The sequence below is a fragment of the Massilia sp. Se16.2.3 genome, assembly GCF_014171595.1.
In the GTDB taxonomy this organism is placed as follows: Bacteria; Pseudomonadota; Gammaproteobacteria; order Burkholderiales; family Burkholderiaceae_D; genus Telluria.
In genome coordinates this window covers 5244707-5268070 of record NZ_CP050451.1, presented here as the reverse complement: position 1 = coordinate 5268070, position 23364 = coordinate 5244707, and the positions used below count along the sequence as shown (strand labels likewise).

Sequence of the window (23364 nt, the reverse complement as noted above, 5' to 3'; positions counted from 1 at the left end):
AGATGCGTCTATTTTCGCCAGTGCACCGCTCCGAAACCGATACGCCTATTTAATCCCGCGCCAGCCGATATCGCGGCGGAACTGGGCGCCGTCGAAACTAATCCTGTCGACACCTTCATAGGCCTGCTTCTGCGCCATCTTGACGCTGTCGCCCAGGCCGACCACGCACAGCACGCGGCCGCCATTGGTTTGCAGGGTGCCGCCGACGATGCTGGTGCCGGCGTGGAAGGTGACGCATTCCGGCGTCTCGGGCGGGATGCCTTCGATGATGTCGCCCTTGCGTGGGTTGTCCGGATAACCGCCCGCGGCCAGCACGACGCCGACAGCGGTACGGCGGTCCCATTCCAGATCGACGGCGTCGAGCGTACCGTTGCAGGCGTGTTCGAGCACGGTGACGAAATCGCTTTTCAGGCGCGTCATGATCGGCTGGGTTTCCGGATCGCCCATGCGGCAATTGAATTCCAGCGTGCGCGGATTGCCTTCGCTGTCGATCATCAGGCCGGCATACAGGAAGCCGGTGAACGTGATGCCGTCCTTGGCCATGCCGGCGATGGTCGGGTTGATGATCTCGCGCATCACGCGCGCATGCATGGCCGGGGTGACGATCGGCGCGGGGGAGTAGGCTCCCATGCCGCCCGTGTTCGGGCCTTCGTCGTGGTCTTTCAGGCGTTTATGGTCTTGCGAGGTGGCCATCGGCAGGATGTGCTTGCCGTCGCACATGACGATGAAGCTCGCTTCTTCGCCCGCCAGGAATTGTTCGATGACGATGCGCGCGCCGGCGTCGCCGAAGGCATTGTCCGACAGCATACGATCCACCGCGGCATGTGCCTCCTCGAGCGACATGGCGACGACCACGCCCTTGCCAGCGGCCAGGCCGTCGGCCTTGATGACGATCGGCGCGCCGTTGGCGTCGACATAGGCGTGGGCCGCGGCGGCGTCGGAAAAGCTCTGGTATGTCGCGGTCGGGATGCCGTGACGCTGCATGAAGGCCTTGGCGAAGTCCTTCGAGCTTTCCAGCTGGGCCGCCTCGCGCGTCGGGCCGAAGATCTTCAGGCCGCGCGCGCGGAACAGGTTGACGATGCCGGCGGCCAGCGGCGCTTCCGGGCCGACCAGGGTCAGGGCGATGTGTTCGGACACCACGAAGTCCGCCAGCGCGGCCGGGTCCGTGATCTCGACGTTCACCAGGCGCGGGTCGCGCGCCGTGCCGCCATTGCCCGGCGCGACATACACCATTTGCACGCGTTCGGATTGGGCCAGTTTCCAGGCCAGGGCATGTTCACGGCCACCAGAGCCGACTACCAGGATCTTCATGTGTGCTCGCGCGCGTAGGTAAGCTTATTGATCGTCGATGACGGCGTTGGTGTAGATCTCCTGGACGTCGTCCAGGTTCTCCAGGGCGTCGAGCAGCTTCTGCATCTTGAGCGCGTCTTCGCCCGTGAACACGGTCTCGGTGGCCGGCTTCATGATGACTTCGGCGACCTCGGCCTTGAAACCGGCCTTTTCCAGCGCATCCTTGACGTTGGAGAACGCGAACGGATCGCACAGCACTTCGAAGCCGCCTTCCTCGTCCTGCACCACGTCCTCGGCGCCCGCTTCCAGGGCCGCTTCCATCAACTTGTCCTCGTCCACGCCGGGCGCGAACAGGAACTGGCCGGTGTGCTTGAACATGAAGGCGACCGAGCCCTCGGTGCCCATGTTGCCGCCGTATTTGCTGAAGGCGTGGCGTACTTCGGCCACGGTACGCACACGGTTGTCGGTCATGCAGTCGACGATGATGGCCGCGCCGCCGATGCCATAGCCTTCGTAGCGGATCTCTTCGTAGTTCACGCCTTCCAGGCTGCCCGAACCGCGCTGGATCGCGCGGGTTACATTGTCCTTCGGCATGTTGGCGTCAGCCGCCTTGTCTACCGCCAGGCGCAGGCGCGGGTTGGCGTCGATGTCGCCGCCGCCCATGCGCGCCGCAACCGTGATTTCCTTGATCAAGCGGGTCCAGATCTTGCCGCGCTTGGCGTCAGTCGCGGCTTTCTTGTGCTTGATGTTGGCCCATTTGCTGTGTCCAGCCATGTCGAGAATTCCTTAGACGGTGTGGGAACCGCGCCAACCCGCTGCGCGGTGCAGGGCGACAAGCCGCCGGCAGCGCAAGGGATTTCGAGGTTCCTGTATGCAAGAGTGGCCGACATTTTAACATGCACACCGCCTGTAAAACTGCTCTCGAGCTTATGGAAATAGCAACAGCGTGCCCCAGGCAACGAGGCCCAGTCCACCGATACAGGCCACCACCGTGCCACCCGGCAGCAGTTTTTCGGCCAGCACCAGCGCGGCCAGGCCCACCAGCGCCCCCAGGTTGTTCACGCCTGCCACGAACAGCAGGGCCATCAGCAGCGAGCAACACCCGGTACAGTACAGGCCGTGTCCGAAGCCCATGCGCAGCGCTCCCGCCAGCCCGGGACGCCAGCCGGTCAGGAAAGTGGACAGGGGCGCCCGGCAACCCTGCAGGCAGGCATGCTTTGCCGGCGTCCACTGGTAGACCCCGGCGGCCACCAGTGCCAGTCCGCAGGCGTTCGGGTTGACCATCGCCATGCCAGGGTCGAGCGCGCCGGCATCGTGCAGGGCCCATTGCGCGAGCGTGGCACAGGCGCCGAAGCCGCTCCAGACCGCCAGGTAGCCGATCACGAACAGCAGCGTGGCCAGGTTCGGGTGGCGTACGGCATGCACCAGCCGGTTGAGGCGGGCGAACAGCAGGATCGTCGGGGTCGAGGCCGGCAGCATCATGGCCGACAGCATGGCCCCCCCACATGGCCAGCACCAGCACCACCTCAGCCGCGCGGTAGGGTGGGGTGTGCTGCCTTGCGCCGGCGGCAGCGCCAGCGGCTCGACGGTCGAGATGTGCAGCGCCCGGAATACCGGGCAGGCCCAGCTCAGGGCAACCAGGGCGGCCAGCCAGGCGATGACCAGCGGCCGCTCGCGGCCGGGCTGCGCGTCCACGCGGATCAGGGCGGTCATCGGGGTTCCCTCGTGCAGGAAGGCGCGCTGCCGTCTCCCCAGGGTGGGCGGGACGGATGGCCGGGTGGCCGCTTCATGCTCCAGTTCGGCATTGTTCCTCCTCATGGGTTGTGTTTGCAAGGGTTGGACTGCGCAGTCGGCTTTGCGTTCAGGGCTTCTGTCGAGCCTGATTCTGTGCTTGCCCGTACAATCGCCGGATGACCCCGCCTGAAACTGCCACGATTGCGACATCTTCGCCACGACGCGCCTGGCTGGCTGGCCTTGCGCTGGCGCTCGGCGGTGCCGTTCTGTTCTCCACAAAGGCCGTGGTCGCCAAACTGCTGTACCGATACCACATCGACGCAGTGACATTGATCGCCTTCAGAATGCTGTTCTCGCTTCCGGTGTTCGCTGGTGTCGCACTCTGGAAGATGCGCAGCGGACCCCCGCTTTCCGCCGCCGACCGCTGGCGCATCACCGGGCTGGGCCTGCTGGGCTATTACCTGTCGAGCACGCTCGACTTCCTCGGACTGCAATACGTCTCCGTCGGGCTGGAACGCCTGATCCTGTTCCTGACGCCGACCTTCGTGCTGGCGATCACGGCCCTGTTCCTGCGGCGCCGCATCGCCCCGGCCGAATGGTGTGCGCTGGCGCTGTCGTACTGCGGCATCGCGCTGGTGTTCCTGCACGACCTGGCCGGCGGCGGGGCGGACACCCTGTTCGGAGCGCTGCTGGTGCTGGGCGCGGCGCTCAGCTACGCGTTCTACCTGCTCGGTACCGGCGAGATGGTGCGCCGGGTCGGCTCGCTGCGCCTGGTGGCCTACGCGATGTGCGTCTCGAGTGCCGCCTGCCTGCTGCAGTTTTTCCTGCTGCGCCCGGCGTCGCTGCTGCTGCAGCCGCTGCCGGTGCTCGGGCTCTCGCTCGTGAATGGCGTTTTCTGTACTATCTTCCCGGTGTTCATGACGATGGCCGCGGTCGGGCGCATCGGTGCCCCGGCGGCGTCGCAGGCGGGCATGGTGGGGCCCGTGTCGACGCTGTTCCTCGGCGCGCTGCTGCTGGGCGAACCGATCACCGCGGTGCAATTGCTTGGAACCGGGCTGGTGCTCGCCGGTATCACGCTGTTGTCGTTGAAAAAATGAGCGCTGCAAAATAAGCGCTGCCAAAACAAGGAAAGAGACGAAGACAATGAAACCCCGCATCGCGCTCATTGCGCACGACAAGAAGAAGGACGACATGATCACCCTTGCCGGTGAGTACCGCGACTTCCTCGCCACCTGCATCCTGTCGGCAACCGGCACTACCGGTTCGCGCCTGATCAACGAACTCGGCCTCGCGGTCGAGTGCAAGCATTCGGGTCCCTTCGGCGGCGACCTGCAGATCGGCGCCCAGCTCGTCGACGGCGGGATCGACTGCGTGATCTTCCTGCGCGACCCGATGACGCCCCAGCCGCACGAGCCGGACATCAATGCGCTGGTGCGCGCCTGCGACGTGCACGACGTGGCTTGCGCAACGAACGTCGCCACCGCCCACCTCGTGCTGGGCCGGCTGATGGACCGCCAGCGCGAGGAGGAGGGCGCATGATGGCCAAGGCGATCCGCATGGCGCGCACGGGCGGGCCCGAGGTGCTCGAGTATGTCGATGTCGAGGTCGGCGAACCCGGCCCGGGCGAAGCGCGCGTGCGCCAGCATGCCATCGGCCTGAATTTCATCGACGTGTATTTCCGCACCGGCCTCTACCCGATGCCGCTGCCGTCCGGCCTCGGCCAGGAAGGCGCGGGCGTGGTCGAGGCGGTGGGCGAGGGCGTCACGCACCTGCGGCCGGGCGACCGCGTGGCCTATGCCGGCCGGCCCAACGGCGCCTACAGCGAAGTGCGCGTCATGCCGGCCGACATCCTGGTGCGCTTGCCCGACGCGATCGACTTCGAGACCGCGGCCGCGATGATGCTGCAGGGCCTGACCGTGCAATACCTGTTCCGCCGCACTTATCCGCTGCAGCCGGGCCAGACCATCCTGTTCCACGCGGCCGCCGGCGGCGTTGGCCTGATCGCCTGCCAGTGGGCCCGCGCACTTGGCGTGAACCTCATCGGCACGGTGGGGTCGAACGAGAAGGCGGAGCTGGCCCTGGCCCATGGCGCAGCCCATGTGATCAACTACAACAGCGAGGACATCGTGGCGCGCGTGCTGGACATGACGGGTGGCGCGAAAGTGCCGGTCGTCTACGATTCGGTCGGCAAGGACACCTTCCACCGCTCGCTCGACTGCCTGCAGCCGCGCGGGCTGATGGTCAGTTTCGGCAACTCCTCCGGCGCCGTGCCGCCGTTCTCGCTGAGCGAGCTGGCTTCGCGCGGTTCGCTCTTCATCACCCGCCCTGCACTGGGCGCCTACGCAGCCACGCGTCCCGAGCTGGAGTCGATGGCGGCCGAGCTGTTCGAGATGGTTGCCAGCGGCAAGATCAAGGTCGGCATCAACCAGCGTTTCCCGCTGGCCGAGGCCGCGCAGGCCCACATCGCCCTCGAGGCGCGTCGCACGACCGGCTCGACGATCCTGCTGCCGGAGGTGGCACCATGAGGGAGTTCAGCGACGACAACGATCCGCAGGAACCCGACACCGTCGGCTCGCCCCGCTTTGGCCGGCTGCTGCTGGTACTGGTGGCGGCGGTGCTGCTGGTAGTGCTGATTACCTTCGCGTCTGAGGCCTATTTTTCGCCCTGACGCCGATCACCGTGACGCCCAATAAAAAAGCCGGAACGCAATCGTTCCGGCTTTTCTGCCGCTGAAGCCGCCGCTTCAGCCCCGCTTCTGCTGCAGCTCCACGCGCCTTGCCACCCCGTTCGGCCCCGGGAAGCCCGCGAACGCGCTGTGCACCAGGGCCGGCATCAGCGCCGGAGTCGACAGTTCGCGGCTGGTGTTGTGCACCGTGACGTCGAACAGGCGCTTGTCGGCTTTGTCCTTGATCGACACCTGCAGCTCGCGCCGGTACTGGTGCTCGACCGAGACCTGGTAACTCGGGAACGGATTCCAGAACGGGTCATAGAACGGGTGGTGCCAGCGCGCCCAGCGGCCGCGCGGACCGAAACGCGGACCATAGCGGTAATACATCGGATAAGGCTCGAACAGCGGCGTGGTCGGCTCGATCACGCGCACCGGGACGTCGGTCGTGGTAAAGCGCATGGCGACTTTCAGCGCCGCGCCCCCGGTGTTCGCTTCCCGGAAGCCCAGCTGCGCCAGTTGCCCGCGCACCAGGTTCTGGTAGCTCTGGTATTCAAGCGTGTTGTCGATCGCCGGCGGCGCTTCGAACACATAGCTTTTATCCTCGATTTGCGCCGGCCACTGGTGGAAGGTGGTAACGTCGCTGCGGATGGTGGTGGCACATCCGCCAAGCAGCAGGGCCATGGCGGCCGCGGCTGTCAACATGATCAGGCGTTTCATTTCAACTCTCTCCAATTTTTAGACGGTCTTTGCCGACTGTTAGATTGCGCTTTTTGATCGTTTATCGCAGGTAAATTTACACCTGGTTACCCACTGCACATGCCGACACATTCCGCCGCATCGAAATCGCGCGTAGCCTCCGAAACCTTGTTGGTAAAATAAGACCTTCTTCGACTGTATTTTTCGGACATCCCATGCGCACCGACACGCCCCAGACGATTTACCGGAAAGACTACACGCCCCCCAGCTACCTCGTCGACACCGTCGAGCTCGGCTTCGACCTCGATCCCACGCGCACCATCGTCGCCAACCGGATGACGATGCGGCGCAACCCCGCCAGTGCCCAGCGCGAAATCGAGCTCCATGGCGAGGGCCTGGAACTGGTCGCGCTGCGCATGAACGGCCGCACACTGGGGCTTGATGACTACCGGGTCGAAGGCAGCCTGTTGACGATTCCCGATACGCTTGATGAAGTCACGCTCGAGATCGAAACGATTTGCGCGCCCGAGCTGAACACCACCCTGAACGGCCTGTACACCTCGAACGGCAATTTCTACACCCAGTGCGAGGCCGAGGGCTTCCGCGCCATCACCTATTTCCCGGACCGTCCGGACGTGATGGCCGTCTACACCGTCATGCTGCGCGCCGACAAGGAAAAATATCCGGTGCTGCTGTCGAACGGCAACCTGGTGGAAGAGGGCGAGCTGGGCGATGGCCGCCATTACGCCAAATGGGAAGACCCGTTCCCGAAACCGTCTTACCTGTTCGCCCTGGTGGCGGCGCGCCTGGTCTGCCAGGAAGAAACCTTCCGTCTCGCCGATGGGCGCGATGCGCTGCTGCAGGTGTGGGTGGAGGAGGGCAACCTCGACAAGACCGACTATGCCATGCAGTCGCTCAAGAACAGTATCCGCTGGGACGAGGAACGCTATGGCCTGGAACTCGACCTGGACCGCTTCATGATCGTCGCCGTCAGCGACTTCAACATGGGCGCGATGGAAAACAAGGGCCTGAACATCTTCAACACGAAGTATGTACTGGCCAACCCGCGCGTGGCCACCGACATCGACTTCCAGGGCATCGAAGCCGTGGTCGGCCACGAATACTTCCACAACTGGACGGGCAACCGCGTCACCTGCCGCGACTGGTTCCAGCTGTCGCTGAAGGAAGGCCTGACCGTGTTCCGCGACCAGGAATTCTCGGCCGACATGATCGGCACCGAGACCGGCCGCGCCGTCACCCGCATCGACCAGGTGCGCACCCTGCGCCAGGCCCAGTTCCCGGAAGACGCCGGCCCGATGGCCCACCCGGTGCGTCCCGACTCCTTTGTCGAGATCAACAATTTCTACACCGTCACCGTGTACGAAAAGGGCGCCGAAGTCGTGCGCATGTACCAGACCCTGCTCGGCCGCGAAGGCTTCCGCAAGGGCATGGACTTGTACTTCGAACGCCATGACGGCCAGGCCGTCACGGTCGACGATTTCCGCCAAGCCATGGCCGACGCGAGCGGGCGCGACCTGACCCTGTTCGACCGCTGGTACAGCCAGGCCGGCACCCCGGTCGTGCGCGCCGAAACCCGCTACGACGAGCTCGCCAAGACCTATACGCTGACCCTGTTCCAGTCCTGCCCGCCGACCCCGGGCCAGACGAGCAAATTCCCCTTCCACATTCCGGTGGCCGTTGGCCTGCTGGGCGCGGATGGGCGCGACATGCCGCTCACGATTGGCGGCGAAGACAAGGGCACCACCGCCGTGCTGGAACTCACGCAAGCCCAGCAGAGCTTCGTGTTCGAGAACGTGCAGGAACAGCCGACGCCGTCGATCCTGCGTAACTTCTCGGCCCCGGTCATCCTCGATTTCAATTATGGCGACGCCGACCTGCTGCACCTGTTCAACCACGACAGCGACGCCGTCAACCGCTGGGAAGCCGGCCAGCGCCTGGCGATGGGCCGCCTGCTGAAACTGACTGGCGAGGCCGGCGTCGGCGCGCCCTTGATGCTGGACGACACCTTCCTGCTGGCGCTGGGCAAGATCCTGGCCGACGAGACGCTCGACCCGGCCTTCCGTGAGCAGGCCCTGCTGCTGCCTTCCGAAGGCATGGTGGCCGACCAGATCGAGGTCGTCAATCCGCTCTCGATCCACCTGGCACGCCAGTTCATGCGCGCCAATATCGGCGCGCGCCTGCGCTCGGAATTGCTGGCCCAGTACGAAGCGAACCAGACGCCGGGCGAATACAGTCCGGACGCCGTATCGAGCGGCAAGCGCGGCCTCAAAAACCTGTGCCTGGCCTACCTGACGGCTGCGCAGGACGAGGAGGGCCTGGCCCTGGCCCAGCGCCAGTTCGACGAAGCGGGCAACATGACCGACCGCGTCGCGGCCCTGTCTGCCCCTGATCCATGCCCGCGCGCCGGGTGCCGACGCCGCGCTGGCGCGTTTCTACGACGAGTTCGAAGACGAGCCGCTGGTGATCGACAAGTGGTTCGCCCTGCAGGCATCGAGCGCGACCGCCGACGTGCCCGCCATCCGCGGCCTGATGCGCCACCCGGCCTTCAACCTGCGCAATCCGAACCGCGCGCGCAGCCTGATTTCCAGCTTCTGCGCCGGCAATCCGGTGCAGTTCCACGCGCCGGACGGCAGCGGCTATGCCTTCTGGGCCGAGCAGGTGATCACGCTCGACGGCCTCAACCCGCAAGTAGCGAGCCGCCTGGCACGTTCCATGGACCGCTGGCGCCGTTATACCCCGGAACTGCAGGAGCAGATGAAAAAGGCGCTGCAACAGGTGGCCGGCCAGCAACGCCTGTCGAACGACGTGCGTGAGGTCGTGGGCAAAGCCTTGGCCAACTAACTACAAAGAATTCACCAAACCGAAGGAAGTTCATGAAACGCGTCAGTCTCACGCAACATCTCGTGGAGGAGCAACGCCTCCACAACACCATTCCGGCCGAGCTGCGCCTCCTGATCGAGGTCGTGGCCCGTGCCTGCAAGCGCATCAGCTATGAAGTCAGCAAGGGCGCGCTGGGCGACATCCTCGGCAGCGCCGACACCGAGAACATCCAGGGCGAAGTGCAGAAGAAGCTCGACGTGATTTCCAACGAGATCTTGCTGGAAGCGAACGAGTGGGGCGGCCACCTGGCGGCCATGGCGTCGGAAGAGATGGAAAGCATCCACCCGATCCCGAACCGCTACCCGAAGGGCGAGTACATGCTGCTGTTCGATCCGCTCGACGGCTCCTCGAACATCGACGTCAACGTCTCGATCGGCACCATCTTCTCGGTCCTCAAAGCCCCGGAAGGCATGGGCGAGCCGACCGAAGCGGCCTTCCTGCAGCCAGGCACGGCGCAAGTGGCCGCCGGCTATGCCGTGTACGGCCCGCAGACCATGCTGGTGCTGACCACCGGCGACGGCGTGCACTGCTTCACGCTGGACCGCGAGATGGGTTCCTGGGTACTGACCCAGAGCGACATCAAGATCCCGAGCACGACCAAGGAATTCGCCATCAACATGTCGAACAAGCGCCACTGGCATCCGCCGGTGCAGCGCTATGTCGACGAAATGCTGGCGGGTAAAACCGGTGCGCGCGGCAAGGATTTCAACATGCGCTGGATCGCCTCGATGGTGGCCGACGTGCACCGCATCCTGAACCGCGGCGGCATCTTCATGTACCCGGCCGACATGCGCGACCCGTCCCAGCCGGGCAAGCTGCGCCTGATGTACGAAGCCAATCCGATGGCGATGATCGTCGAACAGGCCGGCGGCGCCGCGACCGATGGCCGTGGGCGCATCATGGAGATCCCGCCGACCAAGCTGCACCAGCGCGTGCCGGTGTTCCTGGGATCGAAGGAAGAAGTCGAGCTCGTCACCCGCTATCACGCGGAGTAAGTGACTGGGCAGCCGGTTTTTTTTGGCAAATCCCGTGCGAAATTGCCGAGTCGGACTAGCACGTTTGCTACGTTGTTGCTAGAATACGGCTCTTCGTCGGGATAGCCTGGCGTAGAGCCGCTGTAGCTCAGTCGGTAGAGCAGCGCATTCGTAATGCGAAGGTCACCAGTTCGATTCCGGTCAGCGGCACCAGAATTCAGCAGTAAGGAAAAAGGGGTTGCATGCTCAGGCATGCAACCCCTTTTTCTTTTCGCATGCGGGCAACTCCTCGGGCCGGCCTGTACGGCCTCGGCCGTGCTGCAGCGCCATCGCGGTCCATGAAAAAAGGCCGGGCACGCCATCGTGCCCGGCCTTCTGACATGCTGCAGCGGAATCAGCGGCGGCAGCTCAGGCGCAGTGTTTCGTTTTCGCGTCCGCTCAGCCGTACCGGCGCGTCGTCACCGCAACGGTAGACGATGTCGAGGCGCTTTTGCACGTTGCGGATCGGGTCGCCGCACAGGTGGTTGCCGACGACGACCATGCCGCCATTGCGATCGACTTCGGCCCGCACCGCCTGGCGTGCATCGCACAGGGCGCCACGTGCGCCGTAGTCGGCCCGTTCCACGCGCAGGTGGCCCCAGTTGCGGCCGCCACGGTCGCCGCGCTCGCCCATGGCGGCACGCTGGCCGGCCGCAAAGCCGTCGTCGTAGCCACGGCGGTATTCGCTGCTCTGGGCGAATACGGAGGCGGAGGCGGCGGTGAAGGTCAGGAGCGCGGCAACGCGCACGAGGTGTCGGTAAGCGGTCTTCATGTTGTTCTTCCGTTCAGTTCAGTAATGGATGCGACTGTGTAGTCTCCAGTCCCGGCGCGTAATAGTATTCCTGGTTCATAGTGTGGCACCAGGCGGCGCGGAAAGCTGTCGCTCCTGCTGTAAAAATGGTTTCAATCTGTAAGTACAGGGACTTCCGGCTCATCGCGGCCCCGAAACGGCGATTGTCGAGGGGAGCGCTGAGCACCCAGTCTACCCGATGGGTTGCCGAAATGTAAATCTCTGGCGCGGAAGAATCACGCTGAGGTACACGGAGGCGGCTTCCGCGCAGGAATCGCGCGGCCGAACGTGTACGCGGACGGCCGCGGCCGGCCTAGCGCAGGAAGCCGATGGACGCCGACACCGGTGCTTTCAGGCTGCATTCCTGCGCCAGCGCCTCGACCAGGGCCGCCGCCGACACGACGGGGCGGAAGCGATGCTGGCGGACGACTGCCGCAAAGTCGCCGGGCGTGACATTGCGCAGCGAGCGCAGGCGATCGAGGTCGGTCTGCGTTGCCGGCGCCAGTCCGAGCCCGGCCGAATAGCGTGCCAGCAGAAGTGCCGCCTGGTCCGGCAACAGGAAATCGAAGCGCACTTTCAGGTCGAAGCGGCGCAGCGCGGCGGGATCGAGCCCGTTCATCAGGTTGGTCGAGGCGATGAACACGCCGGAATAGGTTTCCATCCGCGTCAGCATTTCATTGACCATCGTGACTTCCCACGACTGGCGGGCGTGGGCGCGGTCCTGCAGGAAGCTGTCCACTTCGTCGATCAGCAGCAGCGCGTTCTCGCTTTCGGCGCGGCGGAAGGCCGCGGCGATGTTCTTTTCGCTCTCGCCCACCCATTTCGAGATCAGCTCCGACGCGGTGTAGAGCAGCAGCGGCATGTCCAGGCGTTCGGCCAGCCAGCGGCCGTATGCGGTTTTCCCGGTCCCCGGCGGGCCATACAGGCAGAGCCGGGCGGCGCGGTTGCCCGCGAGCCCGTCGGCAAGCTGCAGCATGTCGGCGTCGGCATTGACGAGCGCGGCGTCGTACTCGGCCGGCAGGCGCGCGGCCTCGCCCTGCCTGATGGGCGCATGTCCCTGCGCCTGCAGCGACTGGTCGATCAGGAATTCGACGGCGCGGCCGGCGCTGCCCGTACCATCGGCATCGAAGCCGCTGCCGATGGTACGCACGACCTCGGCTGCGCGGCTGACGACGGCCGGTGCCAGCCGGGGCGACGAGGCGATACGGCGGACGGCGGCATCGTCGAGCACCCCGCCGCAGGCGTCGCGCACGATGCGCTCGCGCTGGCTGCGCGGCGGCACCGGCATCTCGATCACCATGTCGAAGCGGCGCAGGAAGGCCGGGTCGATGCCGTCGATGGAATTGGACAGCCACAGCGCCGGCACGGCGTTCTGTTCCAGCGTGCGATTGATCCATGCCTTGCGCTTTTGCGCCGTGCTCATGCGGCCGAACATGCGGTCGCCGTCGTTGAAGACGTCTTCCACTTCATCGAACAGGATCATCGCATTGCGCTGGCCGAAAAAACTCTGCGCGGCGCGATAGGCACGCAGGCGCCGTTCGCCCAGCACCGGGTCGCCGTCGTCATCCTCGCTGGCCACTTCGAACAGCTCGCATCCGAGCGCGGCGGCCATGGCCCGCGCCAGTTCGCTCTTGCCGGTACCGGGCGCGCCATGCAGGAAGATGTTCACGCCGACCCGGCCAGTGGCCAGTGCTTGCTGGAGATAGGGCTTGAGCAGCGCCAGGCTGGCGTCGATGTGGGCGTAGTCGGCCAGGCACAGCGTGGCCGGCAGGCTGGGGCTGACGGTATCCTTCAACAGGGCGAGCGGGTCGGCCTCCTCGCCCATGACGAGGGCTGCGAAGCTGTCGGACAGCAGGTCGAGCTTGCCGCGCAGGAAACCGCCATTGCCGCGGTCCACCGCCAGCAGGCCTGAGCGCGCCAGCACCCCCTGCGTAGCGAGCGCCGCTTGTACGGCACGCCGGTCGAGCGCCAGGATGGCCGCCAGCGCATCGATGACTTTGAGCGAATTGAGCTGCCCGAGGATGTCCGCGCAGTCGTCCAGGACGCGGTCGTGGTGGATCAATGCCGCGAATTCGAGGATGCGGCAATCGACGTCCGACAATCCCACCAGCTTCGACAGCCGCGCCATATTGGCCTGCAGCGCGGGCGGCGGAAGCAGGCCTGGCGCGCGCGCTTCGGCGGCGATGTGCAGTTCGCGCACCTGCGCGCAGACGGCGGCTTTGTCGAAATCGAGTTCGTCGTTATCGAGCCAGTCGCCCACGCCCAGGTGGCGGGCCACCGTGTCTTCCGAAAAACCGTTGCGCATGACAAAGTACTTGAGACCGGACAGGGGAACCAGGATGCGCAACATCCAGAGGTCGGTGATGGAATCGATTTCCTTCGACGGGAAACCTTGGGAAGCGATGCGGCGACGGGTTTTCATGTGCTCCTCCTTGAGAGTGACTCATCATAAAGAGGGCTGCGACAGCTTATGTCGCACGTGGCGCGGGCGGTACGCCATGGTTTGCGCCACGACCCAACGGTGAGCGGCCCTTGCGGGGCTGGTGGTACGCTTGAGTGCGCTTGACCGATCGGCATCGCCTCCCGCCTGCCGGGGCAAGCACCAGCCAACAAGGAGACAGACATGCCCGCCCTGCACGTGATCGAACATGAGATTTCCGTCGTCCGCCTGTCGCCCGACTCGTATATCCACGATTCGGGGGACTGGAAGCTGTCGGAAGAAACGGCAAGGAAGCTCGTTGGCGGCGACATGTACCTGCACACCGCACAGGATGCACCCTCTCACTTCGGCGGCAGGATCCTCGGCTACCGTATTCATGAGGAAGGACCGCTGAAGGGCAGGGTGGTGTTTCGCATCGAGCCCACGATGGCGCACAAGGGCGTCAGGACCGGCCGGGATGGCTGGGCGATGGAAATGAAAATCGTGCTGTAGATGGGGACGAAAGCCAGCAGGCCCAGGTGACGAAGGGAATGCGATGTCGCTTGACGACGGCAGTGGCCTAGGGTGGAGTCCTGACTCCACGCGGTGCAACAGCAGCACATCGCAACGCGTCATGCGGCCGCTACCGATGCGATCCCATCCTCCCACTGCGGGCGTCAAACGGGCAGGGATACCTCGCACCGCCCCAGGAAAGCCCCGAACAACTCGCACAGCAACGGAATGCTGGCATTGAGCCGGTGATCGTCCTGCACCAGGTGCAGCGTGCATGCGCGCAGCCGCGCAAAGCGGATGGAATGTTCGCAGGGAATCACATCGTCGGCCCAGCCGTGCACGATCTCGGTACGGTTGGCGGGCACATCCGGTTCCTGGCTCGGGTAACCCGGCATGTACAGCGCGGGGGCCAGCAGGAAGACGGCATGGGCGCCCAGCCGCCCGGCCGCCTCGGCCGCCAGCCAGCCACCCATGCTCGAGCCCACCAGCAGCAGCGGCCCGCTGTGCCCTTCGCAGGCACGCAGCAATTGCTCCAGCCGCAGGGCAGGGTCGGTCGTGTGCGAATAATCCAGGCTGGCGGCCTCCCAGCCGTTCGCACGCGCGACTGCAGCCAGCGCCAGGATCTTGCTGCCCGTGGGGCCGCTCTCCTTGCCGTGGATGAAGTGGATAAGTCCTGTTGTCATCAGTGTGCTCCCTTTATGCGCAGACGATCAGCGAGGCAAGCATGTTGCCGCTGCCCACCGTACGAAAGCGTTCATCCCGGGTCAGATTGGTGCGCGGATCATAGTAGCCGACCGTGCGAAAGCGCGCATCGCTGCCGGTCTGCCTGCCGTCTGGGGCGGTATCGATGTAACCGATCGTGCGGTAACGTGCGTCGCGCAAAGTCTGCCTGCTCATGGTGGTGCTCCTTATCGGTACGGGCTATCCACTCTGGGGCTCAAGGCGACAGGTCGTGTCGCAAGCGCCCACAGCCGACAAGTGTGCGCCGGCGATCTGGAACGGTGGCAGTCGCATCGCTTCGATTGTCCCATTGGTTGCACAGTGTTTTGCTTCTTTGCCGACTAGTGCAAAGCAGGCGAGCGCTTTACAGTAGTGCTTATCCGCTGGCGCACCTGCCATCACCCTGGACCCATCGATAAGGATTCCACCATGAAACAGCTCAGCAAACTCATCGTTGCCATCGCCCTGGCCGGCGGCGCCGCCTCGGCCTTCGCCGCACCGCGCACCTATGCCGCCGATCCGGGCCACACGGTGGCTCGCTTCTCGTACAACCACCTGGGTTTCTCGACGCAGCTGTCGCGCTTCAACAAGACCGGTGCCGAGGTCATGCTCGACCAGGCCGCGAAGAAGGCTTCCGTGAACGTGACGATCGACATGAAATCGATCGACACCGGCGTGACGGCCTTCGACGAACACATCCAGGGCGCGGATTTCCTCGATACCGGCAAATTCCCGACCGCGACCTTCAAGTCGACCAAGGTCGTTTTCGACGGCGACAAGCCGGCCACCATCGAGGGTAACCTGACGATCAAGGGCATCACGAAACCGGTGACGCTGACCGTGACCTCCTTCCAGGCCGCACAGCACCCGATGCTCAAGAAGGACGCGATTGGCGCCAACGCCTATACCGTCATCAAGCGTTCGGACTTCGGCGCGGCCAAGTACGTGCCGGCCGTCAGCGACGAGGTGCGCATCGACGTCGCCATCGAGGCCGTCGCCCAGTAAGAGCCATGAAGTGCGCCATGCCGGCATCTGGCTGGCGCGCCTTCACGAAAGGAAGCACCATGAATTCGCCCCGCATGCCCGTCTGTTTCCTGTCGCATGGCGGCGGGCCCTGGCCCTGGATCGACGAAATGCGCCGGGCGTTCGACCGCACCGCGCGCGAGTTCGCGGCCATCCCAAGCCGCCTGCCGGCCAGGCCGACGGCCATCCTCGCCATTTCCGGGCATTGGGAAGCGCCGGGCTTCATGGTGTCGACCAGCGCGCAGCCGCCGATGGAATACGACTACCACGGCTTCCCCGAACACACCTATCGCGTGCGTTACCCGGCGCCCGGCGCACCCCTGCTTGCCGAACGCGTGCGCGCGCTGCTGGGCGCCGCCGGCACGCCCGTCGGTACGGACCCGGCGCGCGGCTTCGACCATGGCGTCTTCGTGCCGCTCAGCCTGATGTATCCGCAGGCCGACATTCCCGTCGTGATGCTGTCCTTGAAGTCGAATTACGATCCGCTCGAGCACATCCGCGTCGGCCAGGCGCTGGCCCCCTTGCGCGACGAGGGCGTGCTGATCATCGGCAGCGGCCTCACCTACCACAACATGCGCGGATTCGGCCGCGACGAGTCGACCCTTGTCGCGACCGCGTTCGAACAATACCTGCACAGCGTCGTGGAAGAGAAGGACCCGGAGCGGCGCCTTGACATGCTGGTGCGCTGGGAGCAGGCCCCGGGCGCGCGCCTGGCGCATCCGCGCGAGGATCACCTGCTGCCGTTGATGGTCGTTGCCGGCGCGGCCCAGGCCGACCCCGGCCGCGCGCTGTTCGTCGACCACGTGTTCAAGGTGCCGATGGCGTCGTACGGGTTCGGCGTCGTCGCCTGAGCGTCGCCTTGCGGGATCCCCCGGAGCGCCCCGACGCCGGTCACCCCTTGGCCGGCGCGTCCCTGCCGGCCCGACCGGAGCCGTCCGCATTCATCGTTTGCGCGCTGGCGCTTTCCATTTGCAGTTCCCGGTTCAGGAAATAGTTCAGTGCGGTCCGGATGACGGCAATCGCGGCCAGCTTGCCGATGCGGTCCCAGGTTGGCGCGACCGATGTCGACAGGATGTCGGCCGCCAGCTGCAGCTCGAGCGCCAGCGTCAGGTGGCGCGCAAACGCGAGCCGGATCGGGATGAAGCTGTTGCCGCGCTCCGTGAACAGATGGCGCACCAGCGCGACGATGACCAGGAAGATGCCGGCGGCGATGACCACCGCGCCCAGGGCTTCGACCAGCAAACGCAGCCATTCGACGGCGTCACGTACTTGTTCTTCGACTTGTTCGAACATGGATTCCCCGATTTCGCCACGCCATATGACCCGTACCGGACAGCGGCGGCTGCCGTCGTCCCGGCCCCGCGCCGGGCTGCCGCGACATCCGTCCGCCCATCCGGTGCAGGCCGGGATGGTGCAAGCTTGATGAACTGGCCTGCGCCAGTCTGTACGCCAGGGAACCTTGGCACGGCCGCCGACAGATCAGCTGTCGCTATCGCCATGCATGGCGGGTGCGGCCGCAGCGGAACTTGCTTTTCGGCCGGGATTATTTCCTCCGCTCATCGAAACGCCTCGCAACATGCCTGCTTCGGCGCGCAATTGCCGTCGATTTTCATCGATCCCGCAATTCTGTTAGTCAGCGCACCGTCCGGCTAGCTCATTCATTATATTTTTTGTATCGCGATCCGGTTACCCGACCGCCGCAATCGTGCAGCACGCCAGAACGGCGTAGTCTTGCAAAACGGGATGCGAAAGTGACGTGGCTGGTTGCGGAACTTTTGAGCTTGCCCGAGGTCGTCGATGCAAATCATTGACCGTAGGCATAACTCGAACGCTCCATTGATTTAGCGCAGTTCATTTTCGCGCCTCCGTTTTGTTTCGAGCGGAATGAAGGAAGAATGGTGTTGGTCGGGTACCGGTCTACTCCGCGTTGGTCTACATTTTACAAGGACAAAAGTCATGGATAATCAGAAATCGAGCGAGGGTAAAGGCGTTAACGCTGGTCAAAATAGCGGCGGCAACTTGGGCAAGGATGACAAGTCGAGCTCCAGCCTGGGCAAGGGCGGCAGCGGTTCGTCGGCCAGCGCCGGTTCGTCGGGTAGCCTGAGCGGCACCGCATCGTCGAGCGCCAGCCCGGCAACGAGCTCGAGCACCGGCGCAGTCGGCGGCAGCAGCAATGCCGGCAGCATGGGGTCGAGCGGCGCCGGCAGCAGCGGCGGTTCTGAGCGGTTCGTCGAGCACCGGTTCGTCGGGTTCGTCGGGCGCCATGGGCAGCTCGTCGACGTCCGGCTCGTCGGGTTCGTCGAACCTGTCGTCCAGCGGCTCCTCGGGCTCCGGTTCGAGCGGCTCGTCGGGCGCGATGGGCAGCTCGTCCACCTCGGGCACCTCGGGCTCGTCCCCGGGTTCGTCCTCGGGTTCGTCGGGCGCCATGGGCAGCTCGAGCAGCTCGGGCACTTCGGGTTCGTCCTCGAGCGGCGGCTCGTCGGGCGCCATGGGCGGCGCCAGCGCCGGCACCAGCGGCACCGGCGGCGATTCGGGTGCAAGCGCCGGCATGATGGCTTCGATGAAACCGGACGAAATGCACAAAACCATCGACAAGGCCGCCCAGGCAGCCCAGCCAATGGTCGAGCGCGTCGTCAGCACGGCACACGCCGGTGTCGACAAGCTGAGCGGCCTGCTCAGCGGCGCGACGGAGAAGTTCAGCGGCCGCCAGCAGCAAATGAACGACACCTACCAGCAACTGGCCGATTCGGGCCGCGAGTATGTGCGTAACAAACCAGGTACCGCCATCGCCATCGCCCTGGGCGCCGGCTACATCCTGGCCAAGCTGCTCGGCAGCAACCGCCGCGACTACTGATCGGTAGCCGCAGCAAGGAGATCGGCCGGCATTGCGTCCGGCCGGTATCCCTTTGCGCGAAAAAAAAGCGCCGGCACAGCAATGCCGGCGCTTTTTTCATGGTCACGACGAAAGGGCGCAGTCGCCGGCGTCAAAATGGAGGCGAGCGGTGCGGCTCGCAGGCTGGACGGCTCCGCCGTCGACGCGTCCTCCACGCTATGCGTTCCCGCACCGCATGCGTGGATGGGAGCCGCCGGTTGAACCGCACCGGCGAAGTTCGTAGGGTGGGCTCTCGAGCCCACGCCGTCTCACCTTTCGAGACCAGGCGCAGCTTGCGTACTGCCGCTCGCCGCCTCCGGCTTACTTCATAGCCGTCGGCTCCTGCTCCCTGTGCCGCCCTTCCTGCGGATGGCGGCGCAGCCTGCGCGCTCCCCGGTTCAGCCAACCCTTGACGTCATCCACATAGGTGAACACCGCCGGCACCACCAGCAGGCTGAGGAGCGTCGAGGTGATCAGGCCGCCGATCACGGCAATGGCCATCGGCGAGCGGAAGCTCGGGTCGCCCGAGAAGCCGAGCGCCAGCGGCAGCATGCCGGCGCCCATTGCGATGGTCGTCATGATGATCGGCCGGCTGCGCTTGTGGCAGGCATCGACCAGCGCTTCGAAACGCGGCATGCCCGCCTTGCGCGCCAGGATGGCGTAGTCGACCAGCAGGATCGAGTTCTTGGTCACGATCCCCATCAGCATGATCAGGCCGATCATGGTCGGCATCGACAACGCGCTGCCGGTGACGAGCAGGGCGACAAAGGCGCCGCCGATCGACAGCGGCAGCGCCGCCAGGATCGTCAGCGGCTGCATGAAGTCGGCGAACAGCAGCACCAGCACGCCATAGATGCACAGCACGCCGATGGTCATGGCGATGCCGAAGCTGGCAAACAGGGCCTGCATCTCCTGGGCGTCGCCCAGTTCCGCGATCTGCACCGAGGCCGGCAGCGTCTTGAAGGCGGGCAGGGCGCGCGCCTCGTCGTTGACTTCGCCCAGGGAGCGGCCCGAGAGCTCGACGTCGAGCGTGACATTCCGGCTGCGATTGAGGCGGTTGATCTCGGCCGGGCCGCTTTCCATCGTGATGTCCGCCACCGTCGCCAGCAGCACCGGGCCGTTTTTACCAGGCACGGTCAGGCGGCCGATGGCATCCAGGTCGGCGCGCACGGCATCCGGCAGTTTCACCCGGATCGGTACCTGGCGCTCGGACAAGTTCATTTTAGGGAGCGCCTGTTCGTAGTCGCCTGCGGTCGCCACGCGCACCGTTTCGCCGATGGCCGCCGCAGTCACGCCGAGGTCCGCCGCGCGGGCGAAATTCGGGCGCACGATGATTTCCGGGCGCACCGGGGATGCACTGGAACTGACGTTGCCGATGCCTTGCAGGGTGCGCAATTCGCGCTCGGCGCGCTGGGCCGCCGCCTGCAGCGCGGCCGGGTCTTCGCTGCGCAGCACCAGCTGCAGCTTGCCGCCGGTGTCGGCCTGGCCGACCGTGAAGCGCGCGCCCGGAATGGCGGACAACTCCTTGCGCATGCGGTTTTCCAGGTCCGACAATTTTTCGTCGCGCTTGCTGCGGTGGACCGTGCTCACGGTCAGCACCGCGCGCCGCGCTTCGGTCGAGGCGCCCGGCGCGAATGCGTCGCCACTGGAGCCGCCGCCGATCGAGCTGAAGATGCTCGTCACGCCCGGCACGCGCATCGCCGCCAGGCGCGCCTGCTCGGCCACCTGGTGGGTCTGGGCCAGCGTGGCGCCGGGCGGCAGCTCGGCGTTGATGATGGTCTGGCCGCGGTCGGCGGCGGGCACGAAGCCGGTCGGCAGCAGCGGCACCAGCGAAATCGAGGCGACGAAGAAGAGGAAGGAGGCAATGGCGGTCACCAGGCGGTGGCGCAGGCACCACTGCATCGCGCCCATGTAGCGGCGCATCAGCGGGCCATCCTTCTCTTCCTGCTGCTTCGATGGCTTCAGGATGTAGGCCGCCATCATTGGCGTGAGCAGGCGGGCCACCACCAAGGACGCCAGGATGGCCAGCACCGCGGTCCAGCCGAACTGCTTGAAGAAGCGCCCGGGAATGCCGCCCATGAAGGCGGTCGGCAGGAACACCGCCACCAGCGAGAAGGTGGTGGCGATCACCGCCATTCCGATCTCGTCGGCCGCTTCCAGCGCCGCCTGCATCGGCGTTTTCCCCATGTGCAGGTGGCGCGCGATGTTCTCGATCTCGACGATGGCATCGTCCACCAGCACGCCCACCACCAGCGCGAGCGAGAGCAGCGTGACCATGTTCAGGGTATAGCCGAACAGGTACTGGCCGAGGAAGGCCGGGATCACCGACAGCGGCAGGGCGGCGGCGGCGACGAAGGTGGCGCGCCAGTCGCGCAGGAACCACCACACCACCAGCACCGCCAGCAGCGCGCCTTCATACAGCATCTCCATCGAGGCGTCGAAGTTCTCCTGCACCGGTTCGGCATTGTCGACCACTTCCTTGAGCACCACGTTGGGGTGTTTCTTCTGCAGCTCGGCCACGGCGGCGCGTGCGCCCTCGGCCACTTCGGTCTCGCTGGCGCCGCGCGTGCGGAAGACCTCGAAACCGACGACCTTGCGGCCATCCTGCTCGGCCAGCGCGCGCGGCTCGGACACGGTATCGATGACGGTCGCAATGTCGCTCAGCCTCACGCGGCGCCCATCCGGCAGCGGGATATCCATGCGCGCCAGTTCCCGGGCGCTGGCGACGGTGGCCAGCGTGCGGACCGACTGCTCGGCGCCGCTGACGTCGCCGCGGCCGCCCGGTGCTTCGCGCTGCACGTTGCGCAGCTGGCGCGACACGTCCAGCGCCGACACCCGTAGCGCGGCCATGCGCGCGTCATCGAGTTCGACCCGCACTTCGCGGTCGACGCCGCCGACGCGCTTGACGGCGCCCAGGCCGGGCACGCTGAGCAGGCGCTTGGCCACGGTGTTGTCGACGAACCAGGACAGGTCCTGGTCGTCCAGGTCCCGCCGTGCCGTTCAGGCCGGGTTTGGCGGCGGCGGTAAAGGTGAGGATCGAGCGCCCCGCGGTGGCCGCCTTGGTCACGCTTGGCTCGCGCATCTCGCCGGGCAAGTCGGCGCGCACCTGCGAGACGGCGCCCCGCACGTCGTTCTCCGCGTCCGACAGGTTCTTGTCGAGGATGAATTCGACGGTGACGGTGGCGACGCCGTCGAGCACCTTGGTATAGATGTTCTTCACGCCCTGCAGCGTGGCGACCGAGTCCTCGATCTTGCGCGCCACCTCGGTTTCCAGCTGGGCGGGCGCCGCGCCATCCAGGGTGGCGGTGACGGTGACGATCGGCAGTTCGATATCGGGGAAGAACTGGATCTTGTTGGATTTGAAGGCGAGCAGGCCGGCCAGCGTGAGCAGGGCGAACAGCAGGATCGCCGGGATCGGATTGCGGATCGAGAGGGCGGAAAAATTCATGGAGGTGTCCTCAGCGCGCCGCGACCTTGGCCGCTTTGGCCGGGGCAGGCGCCGCGACGTTGCGCACCAGATCCCCGTCATTCAGGAAGCCCGCGCCGCTGACCACGATCGGCGTGTCGGCCGCCAGCCCCTTGACCACCTCGATGCGTTCGCCCAGGCGGCGGCCGGTGTCGATCTTGAGCTGGCTGACGCGGTTGTCCGTATTCAGGCGGAACACGTAGCTGAAGCCATCGCGCACGGCAATCGCCGTCTGCGGCACGGTCAGCGCACTCGAGGCGCCCAGTTCGAATTCGCCGCCGGCGAACATGCCCGCCTTCAGGGGCGCGTTGGCCGACAGCGCCGGCGGTAGGTCGACATAGACCAGCGCGGTACGCGATTGCGGGTCGACCGTGGGCGCGACCATGCGCACCTTGCCGGCGACCTCGCTGCCGTTCGCCGCCTTCACCGTCACCTTCGTGCCGGGCTTGATGCGGCCGATGTCGCTTGCCGTGACTTCGGCGCGCCACTCGAGGCGGCCCCGGCGGATCAGGCGGAACAGTTCGGTGCCGACGCCGACGACGGCACCGACAGTGGCGCTGCGCGCCGAGATGATGCCGCTGTCCGGCGCCACCACCTGCGTGTAGCGCAGGCGCAGCTGCTGCTGGCTGAGCGTGGCGCGCGCCGCCGCCACCCACGCCGCCGCGGCGGTATTCGCGGCCGTGACGTACTGCGCCACCTGCTGCTCGCTCATCGCACCGGATGCGCGCAGGGCTTCGCCGCGCCTGGCGTTGGCGGCCGCTTCCGCGGCATTCGCCTGCGCTTCCTGCAGGGGCGCGCGCGCCTGCGCGACTTCGGCGTTGACGGTGTCGGCCGAGAATACGGCGAGCACTTCGCCTTTCTTGACGACGTCGCCCACGTTGACCCGCACATCAAGCAGGCGCAGGCCGCCCGACTCGCTGCCGACGATCGCCTCCTGCCGGGGGGCGACGTTGCCGTTGGCACCGAGGCGCAGCGGCAGGCTGGCCGTGGCCGGCCGTCCGGTGGTGACGGTCAGGGCCGGCGTCGGCGCGGCATCCTTCTTCTCGTCCTTGCCCTTGCCGCAGCCCGCCAGCGCGGACAGGACGAGAAAGGCCAGGACGGCGCGGGACAAGAGGCGTGGAGTCGATGGTGGCATGGGCGTGGGTTCCGGTTGCGTGATGGAGCGGGTTGCGCGTGTAAGGACGCAATGAAGGAGTTTATCAAATTGCATGACAAGCCGACGCCGCTTCCGCGATTTTTGGGCCGGCGCCCGCGGTCGG

Annotated in this window: 20 protein-coding genes, 1 tRNA gene and 2 pseudogenes; 11 read left to right on the top strand and 12 right to left on the bottom strand. The window is 65.8% G+C overall.

Annotated elements, in window-relative coordinates:
* Positions 1–45: 45 nt before the first annotated feature.
* The 3 genes from purD to G4G31_RS24150 form a co-directional block, all read right to left on the bottom strand.
* Entirely contained in the window at positions 46–1311 is a 1266-nt protein-coding gene (purD, locus tag G4G31_RS24160; RefSeq protein ID WP_182989720.1) for a phosphoribosylamine--glycine ligase, read from the bottom strand.
* 24 nt (positions 1312–1335) lie between these two features.
* A complete protein-coding gene (locus G4G31_RS24155) occupies positions 1336–2064 on the bottom strand; it encodes a YebC/PmpR family DNA-binding transcriptional regulator (RefSeq protein WP_182989719.1) in 729 nt (242 codons plus the stop codon).
* 153 nt (positions 2065–2217) lie between these two features.
* Positions 2218–3003 carry a DUF2182 domain-containing protein gene (locus tag G4G31_RS24150; protein ID WP_182989718.1) on the bottom strand — a complete coding sequence of 262 codons (786 nt, stop codon included), beginning with the start codon at positions 3001–3003 and terminating at the stop codon, positions 2218–2220.
* Positions 3004–3200: 197 nt separating this feature from the next.
* Between G4G31_RS24150 and G4G31_RS24145 the strand changes: the two genes are divergently transcribed.
* From G4G31_RS24145 to G4G31_RS24130, 4 genes are read left to right on the top strand one after another with little or no spacing between them, the layout of a single operon-like run.
* Entirely contained in the window at positions 3201–4121 is a 921-nt protein-coding gene (locus G4G31_RS24145; protein ID WP_182989717.1) for a DMT family transporter, read from the top strand.
* Positions 4122–4167: 46 nt separating this feature from the next.
* Complete coding sequence (locus G4G31_RS24140) at positions 4168–4563, top strand: methylglyoxal synthase (RefSeq protein ID WP_182989716.1); 396 nt, start codon at positions 4168–4170, stop codon at positions 4561–4563.
* Positions 4563–5549 (top strand): quinone oxidoreductase, encoded by a 987-nt coding sequence (locus tag G4G31_RS24135; protein WP_182991910.1) that lies wholly within the window; start codon positions 4563–4565, stop codon positions 5547–5549. The genes G4G31_RS24140 and G4G31_RS24135 overlap by 1 nt, the downstream gene beginning before the upstream one ends.
* A complete protein-coding gene (locus G4G31_RS24130; protein WP_182989715.1) occupies positions 5546–5692 on the top strand; it encodes a hypothetical protein in 147 nt (48 codons plus the stop codon). The genes G4G31_RS24135 and G4G31_RS24130 overlap by 4 nt, the downstream gene beginning before the upstream one ends.
* 75 nt (positions 5693–5767) lie before the next feature.
* Here G4G31_RS24130 and G4G31_RS24125 read toward each other — a convergent pair whose 3' ends face one another.
* On the bottom strand, positions 5768–6409 hold the full coding sequence (locus G4G31_RS24125) for a DUF4136 domain-containing protein (protein WP_182989714.1): 642 nt from the start codon (positions 6407–6409) through the stop codon (positions 5768–5770).
* Between the two features lie 194 nt (positions 6410–6603).
* Between G4G31_RS24125 and pepN the strand changes: the two are divergent.
* The 3 genes and pseudogenes from pepN (at position 6604) to G4G31_RS24110 (ending at position 10476) form a co-directional block, all read left to right on the top strand.
* Positions 6604–9250: pseudogene (pepN, locus tag G4G31_RS24120) on the top strand (aminopeptidase N).
* A 32-nt stretch (positions 9251–9282) separates the two neighbouring features.
* A complete protein-coding gene (locus G4G31_RS24115; RefSeq protein WP_182989713.1) occupies positions 9283–10284 on the top strand; it encodes a class 1 fructose-bisphosphatase in 1002 nt (333 codons plus the stop codon).
* 116 nt (positions 10285–10400) lie between these two features.
* Positions 10401–10476 (top strand) — tRNA-Thr (locus G4G31_RS24110).
* A gap of 181 nt (positions 10477–10657) precedes the next feature.
* Here G4G31_RS24110 and G4G31_RS24105 read toward each other — a convergent pair.
* Complete coding sequence (locus tag G4G31_RS24105) at positions 10658–11074, bottom strand: hypothetical protein (RefSeq protein ID WP_182989712.1); 417 nt, start codon at positions 11072–11074, stop codon at positions 10658–10660.
* A 331-nt stretch (positions 11075–11405) separates the two neighbouring features.
* Positions 11406–13514, bottom strand: a complete 2109-nt coding sequence (locus G4G31_RS24100; RefSeq protein ID WP_182989711.1) for an ATP-binding protein — start codon at positions 13512–13514, stop codon at positions 11406–11408.
* Positions 13515–13715: 201 nt separating this feature from the next.
* Here G4G31_RS24100 and G4G31_RS24095 point away from each other — a divergent pair, with 201 nt between their 5' ends.
* On the top strand, positions 13716–14024 hold the full coding sequence (locus G4G31_RS24095) for a hypothetical protein (RefSeq protein WP_182989710.1): 309 nt from the start codon (positions 13716–13718) through the stop codon (positions 14022–14024).
* Positions 14025–14188: 164 nt separating this feature from the next.
* On the opposite strand, the gene G4G31_RS24090 is transcribed toward G4G31_RS24095, so the two are convergent.
* Both G4G31_RS24090 and G4G31_RS24085 read right to left on the bottom strand, forming a co-directional pair.
* On the bottom strand, positions 14189–14707 hold the full coding sequence (locus tag G4G31_RS24090) for a YqiA/YcfP family alpha/beta fold hydrolase (protein WP_182989709.1): 519 nt from the start codon (positions 14705–14707) through the stop codon (positions 14189–14191).
* A 13-nt stretch (positions 14708–14720) separates the two neighbouring features.
* The gene (locus G4G31_RS24085; protein ID WP_182989708.1) at positions 14721–14921 is read right to left on the bottom strand and encodes a hypothetical protein; all 201 of its coding nucleotides are present in this window, start codon (positions 14919–14921) and stop codon (positions 14721–14723) included.
* A gap of 252 nt (positions 14922–15173) precedes the next feature.
* Here G4G31_RS24085 and G4G31_RS24080 point away from each other — a divergent pair, with 252 nt between their 5' ends.
* A complete protein-coding gene (locus G4G31_RS24080; RefSeq protein WP_182989707.1) occupies positions 15174–15749 on the top strand; it encodes a YceI family protein in 576 nt (191 codons plus the stop codon).
* A 59-nt stretch (positions 15750–15808) separates the two neighbouring features.
* Positions 15809–16618, top strand: coding sequence for a class III extradiol ring-cleavage dioxygenase (locus tag G4G31_RS24075; protein WP_182989706.1), 810 nt, complete (start codon positions 15809–15811; stop codon positions 16616–16618).
* Positions 16619–16658: 40 nt separating this feature from the next.
* On the opposite strand, the gene G4G31_RS24070 is transcribed toward G4G31_RS24075, so the two are convergent.
* Together G4G31_RS24070 and G4G31_RS24065 are read right to left on the bottom strand one after the other, a co-directional pair.
* Positions 16659–17060: a DUF1622 domain-containing protein gene (locus tag G4G31_RS24070; RefSeq protein ID WP_229425225.1), complete on the bottom strand. Its 402-nt coding sequence runs from the start codon at positions 17058–17060 to the stop codon at positions 16659–16661.
* A gap of 707 nt (positions 17061–17767) precedes the next feature.
* Positions 17768–17953: a hypothetical protein gene (locus G4G31_RS24065; protein ID WP_182989705.1), complete on the bottom strand. Its 186-nt coding sequence runs from the start codon at positions 17951–17953 to the stop codon at positions 17768–17770.
* Between G4G31_RS24065 and G4G31_RS24060 the strand changes: the two genes are divergently transcribed.
* Positions 17941–18621: a YqjD family protein gene (locus G4G31_RS24060; protein WP_182989704.1), complete on the top strand. Its 681-nt coding sequence runs from the start codon at positions 17941–17943 to the stop codon at positions 18619–18621. The genes G4G31_RS24065 and G4G31_RS24060 overlap by 13 nt on opposite strands.
* 339 nt (positions 18622–18960) lie before the next feature.
* Here G4G31_RS24060 and G4G31_RS24055 read toward each other — a convergent pair.
* Both G4G31_RS24055 and G4G31_RS24050 read right to left on the bottom strand, forming a co-directional pair.
* A pseudogene (locus G4G31_RS24055) lies at positions 18961–22087 on the bottom strand (efflux RND transporter permease subunit).
* Between the two features lie 10 nt (positions 22088–22097).
* Complete coding sequence (locus tag G4G31_RS24050) at positions 22098–23240, bottom strand: efflux RND transporter periplasmic adaptor subunit (protein ID WP_182989703.1); 1143 nt, start codon at positions 23238–23240, stop codon at positions 22098–22100.
* Between the last annotated feature and the right edge of the window lie 124 nt (positions 23241–23364).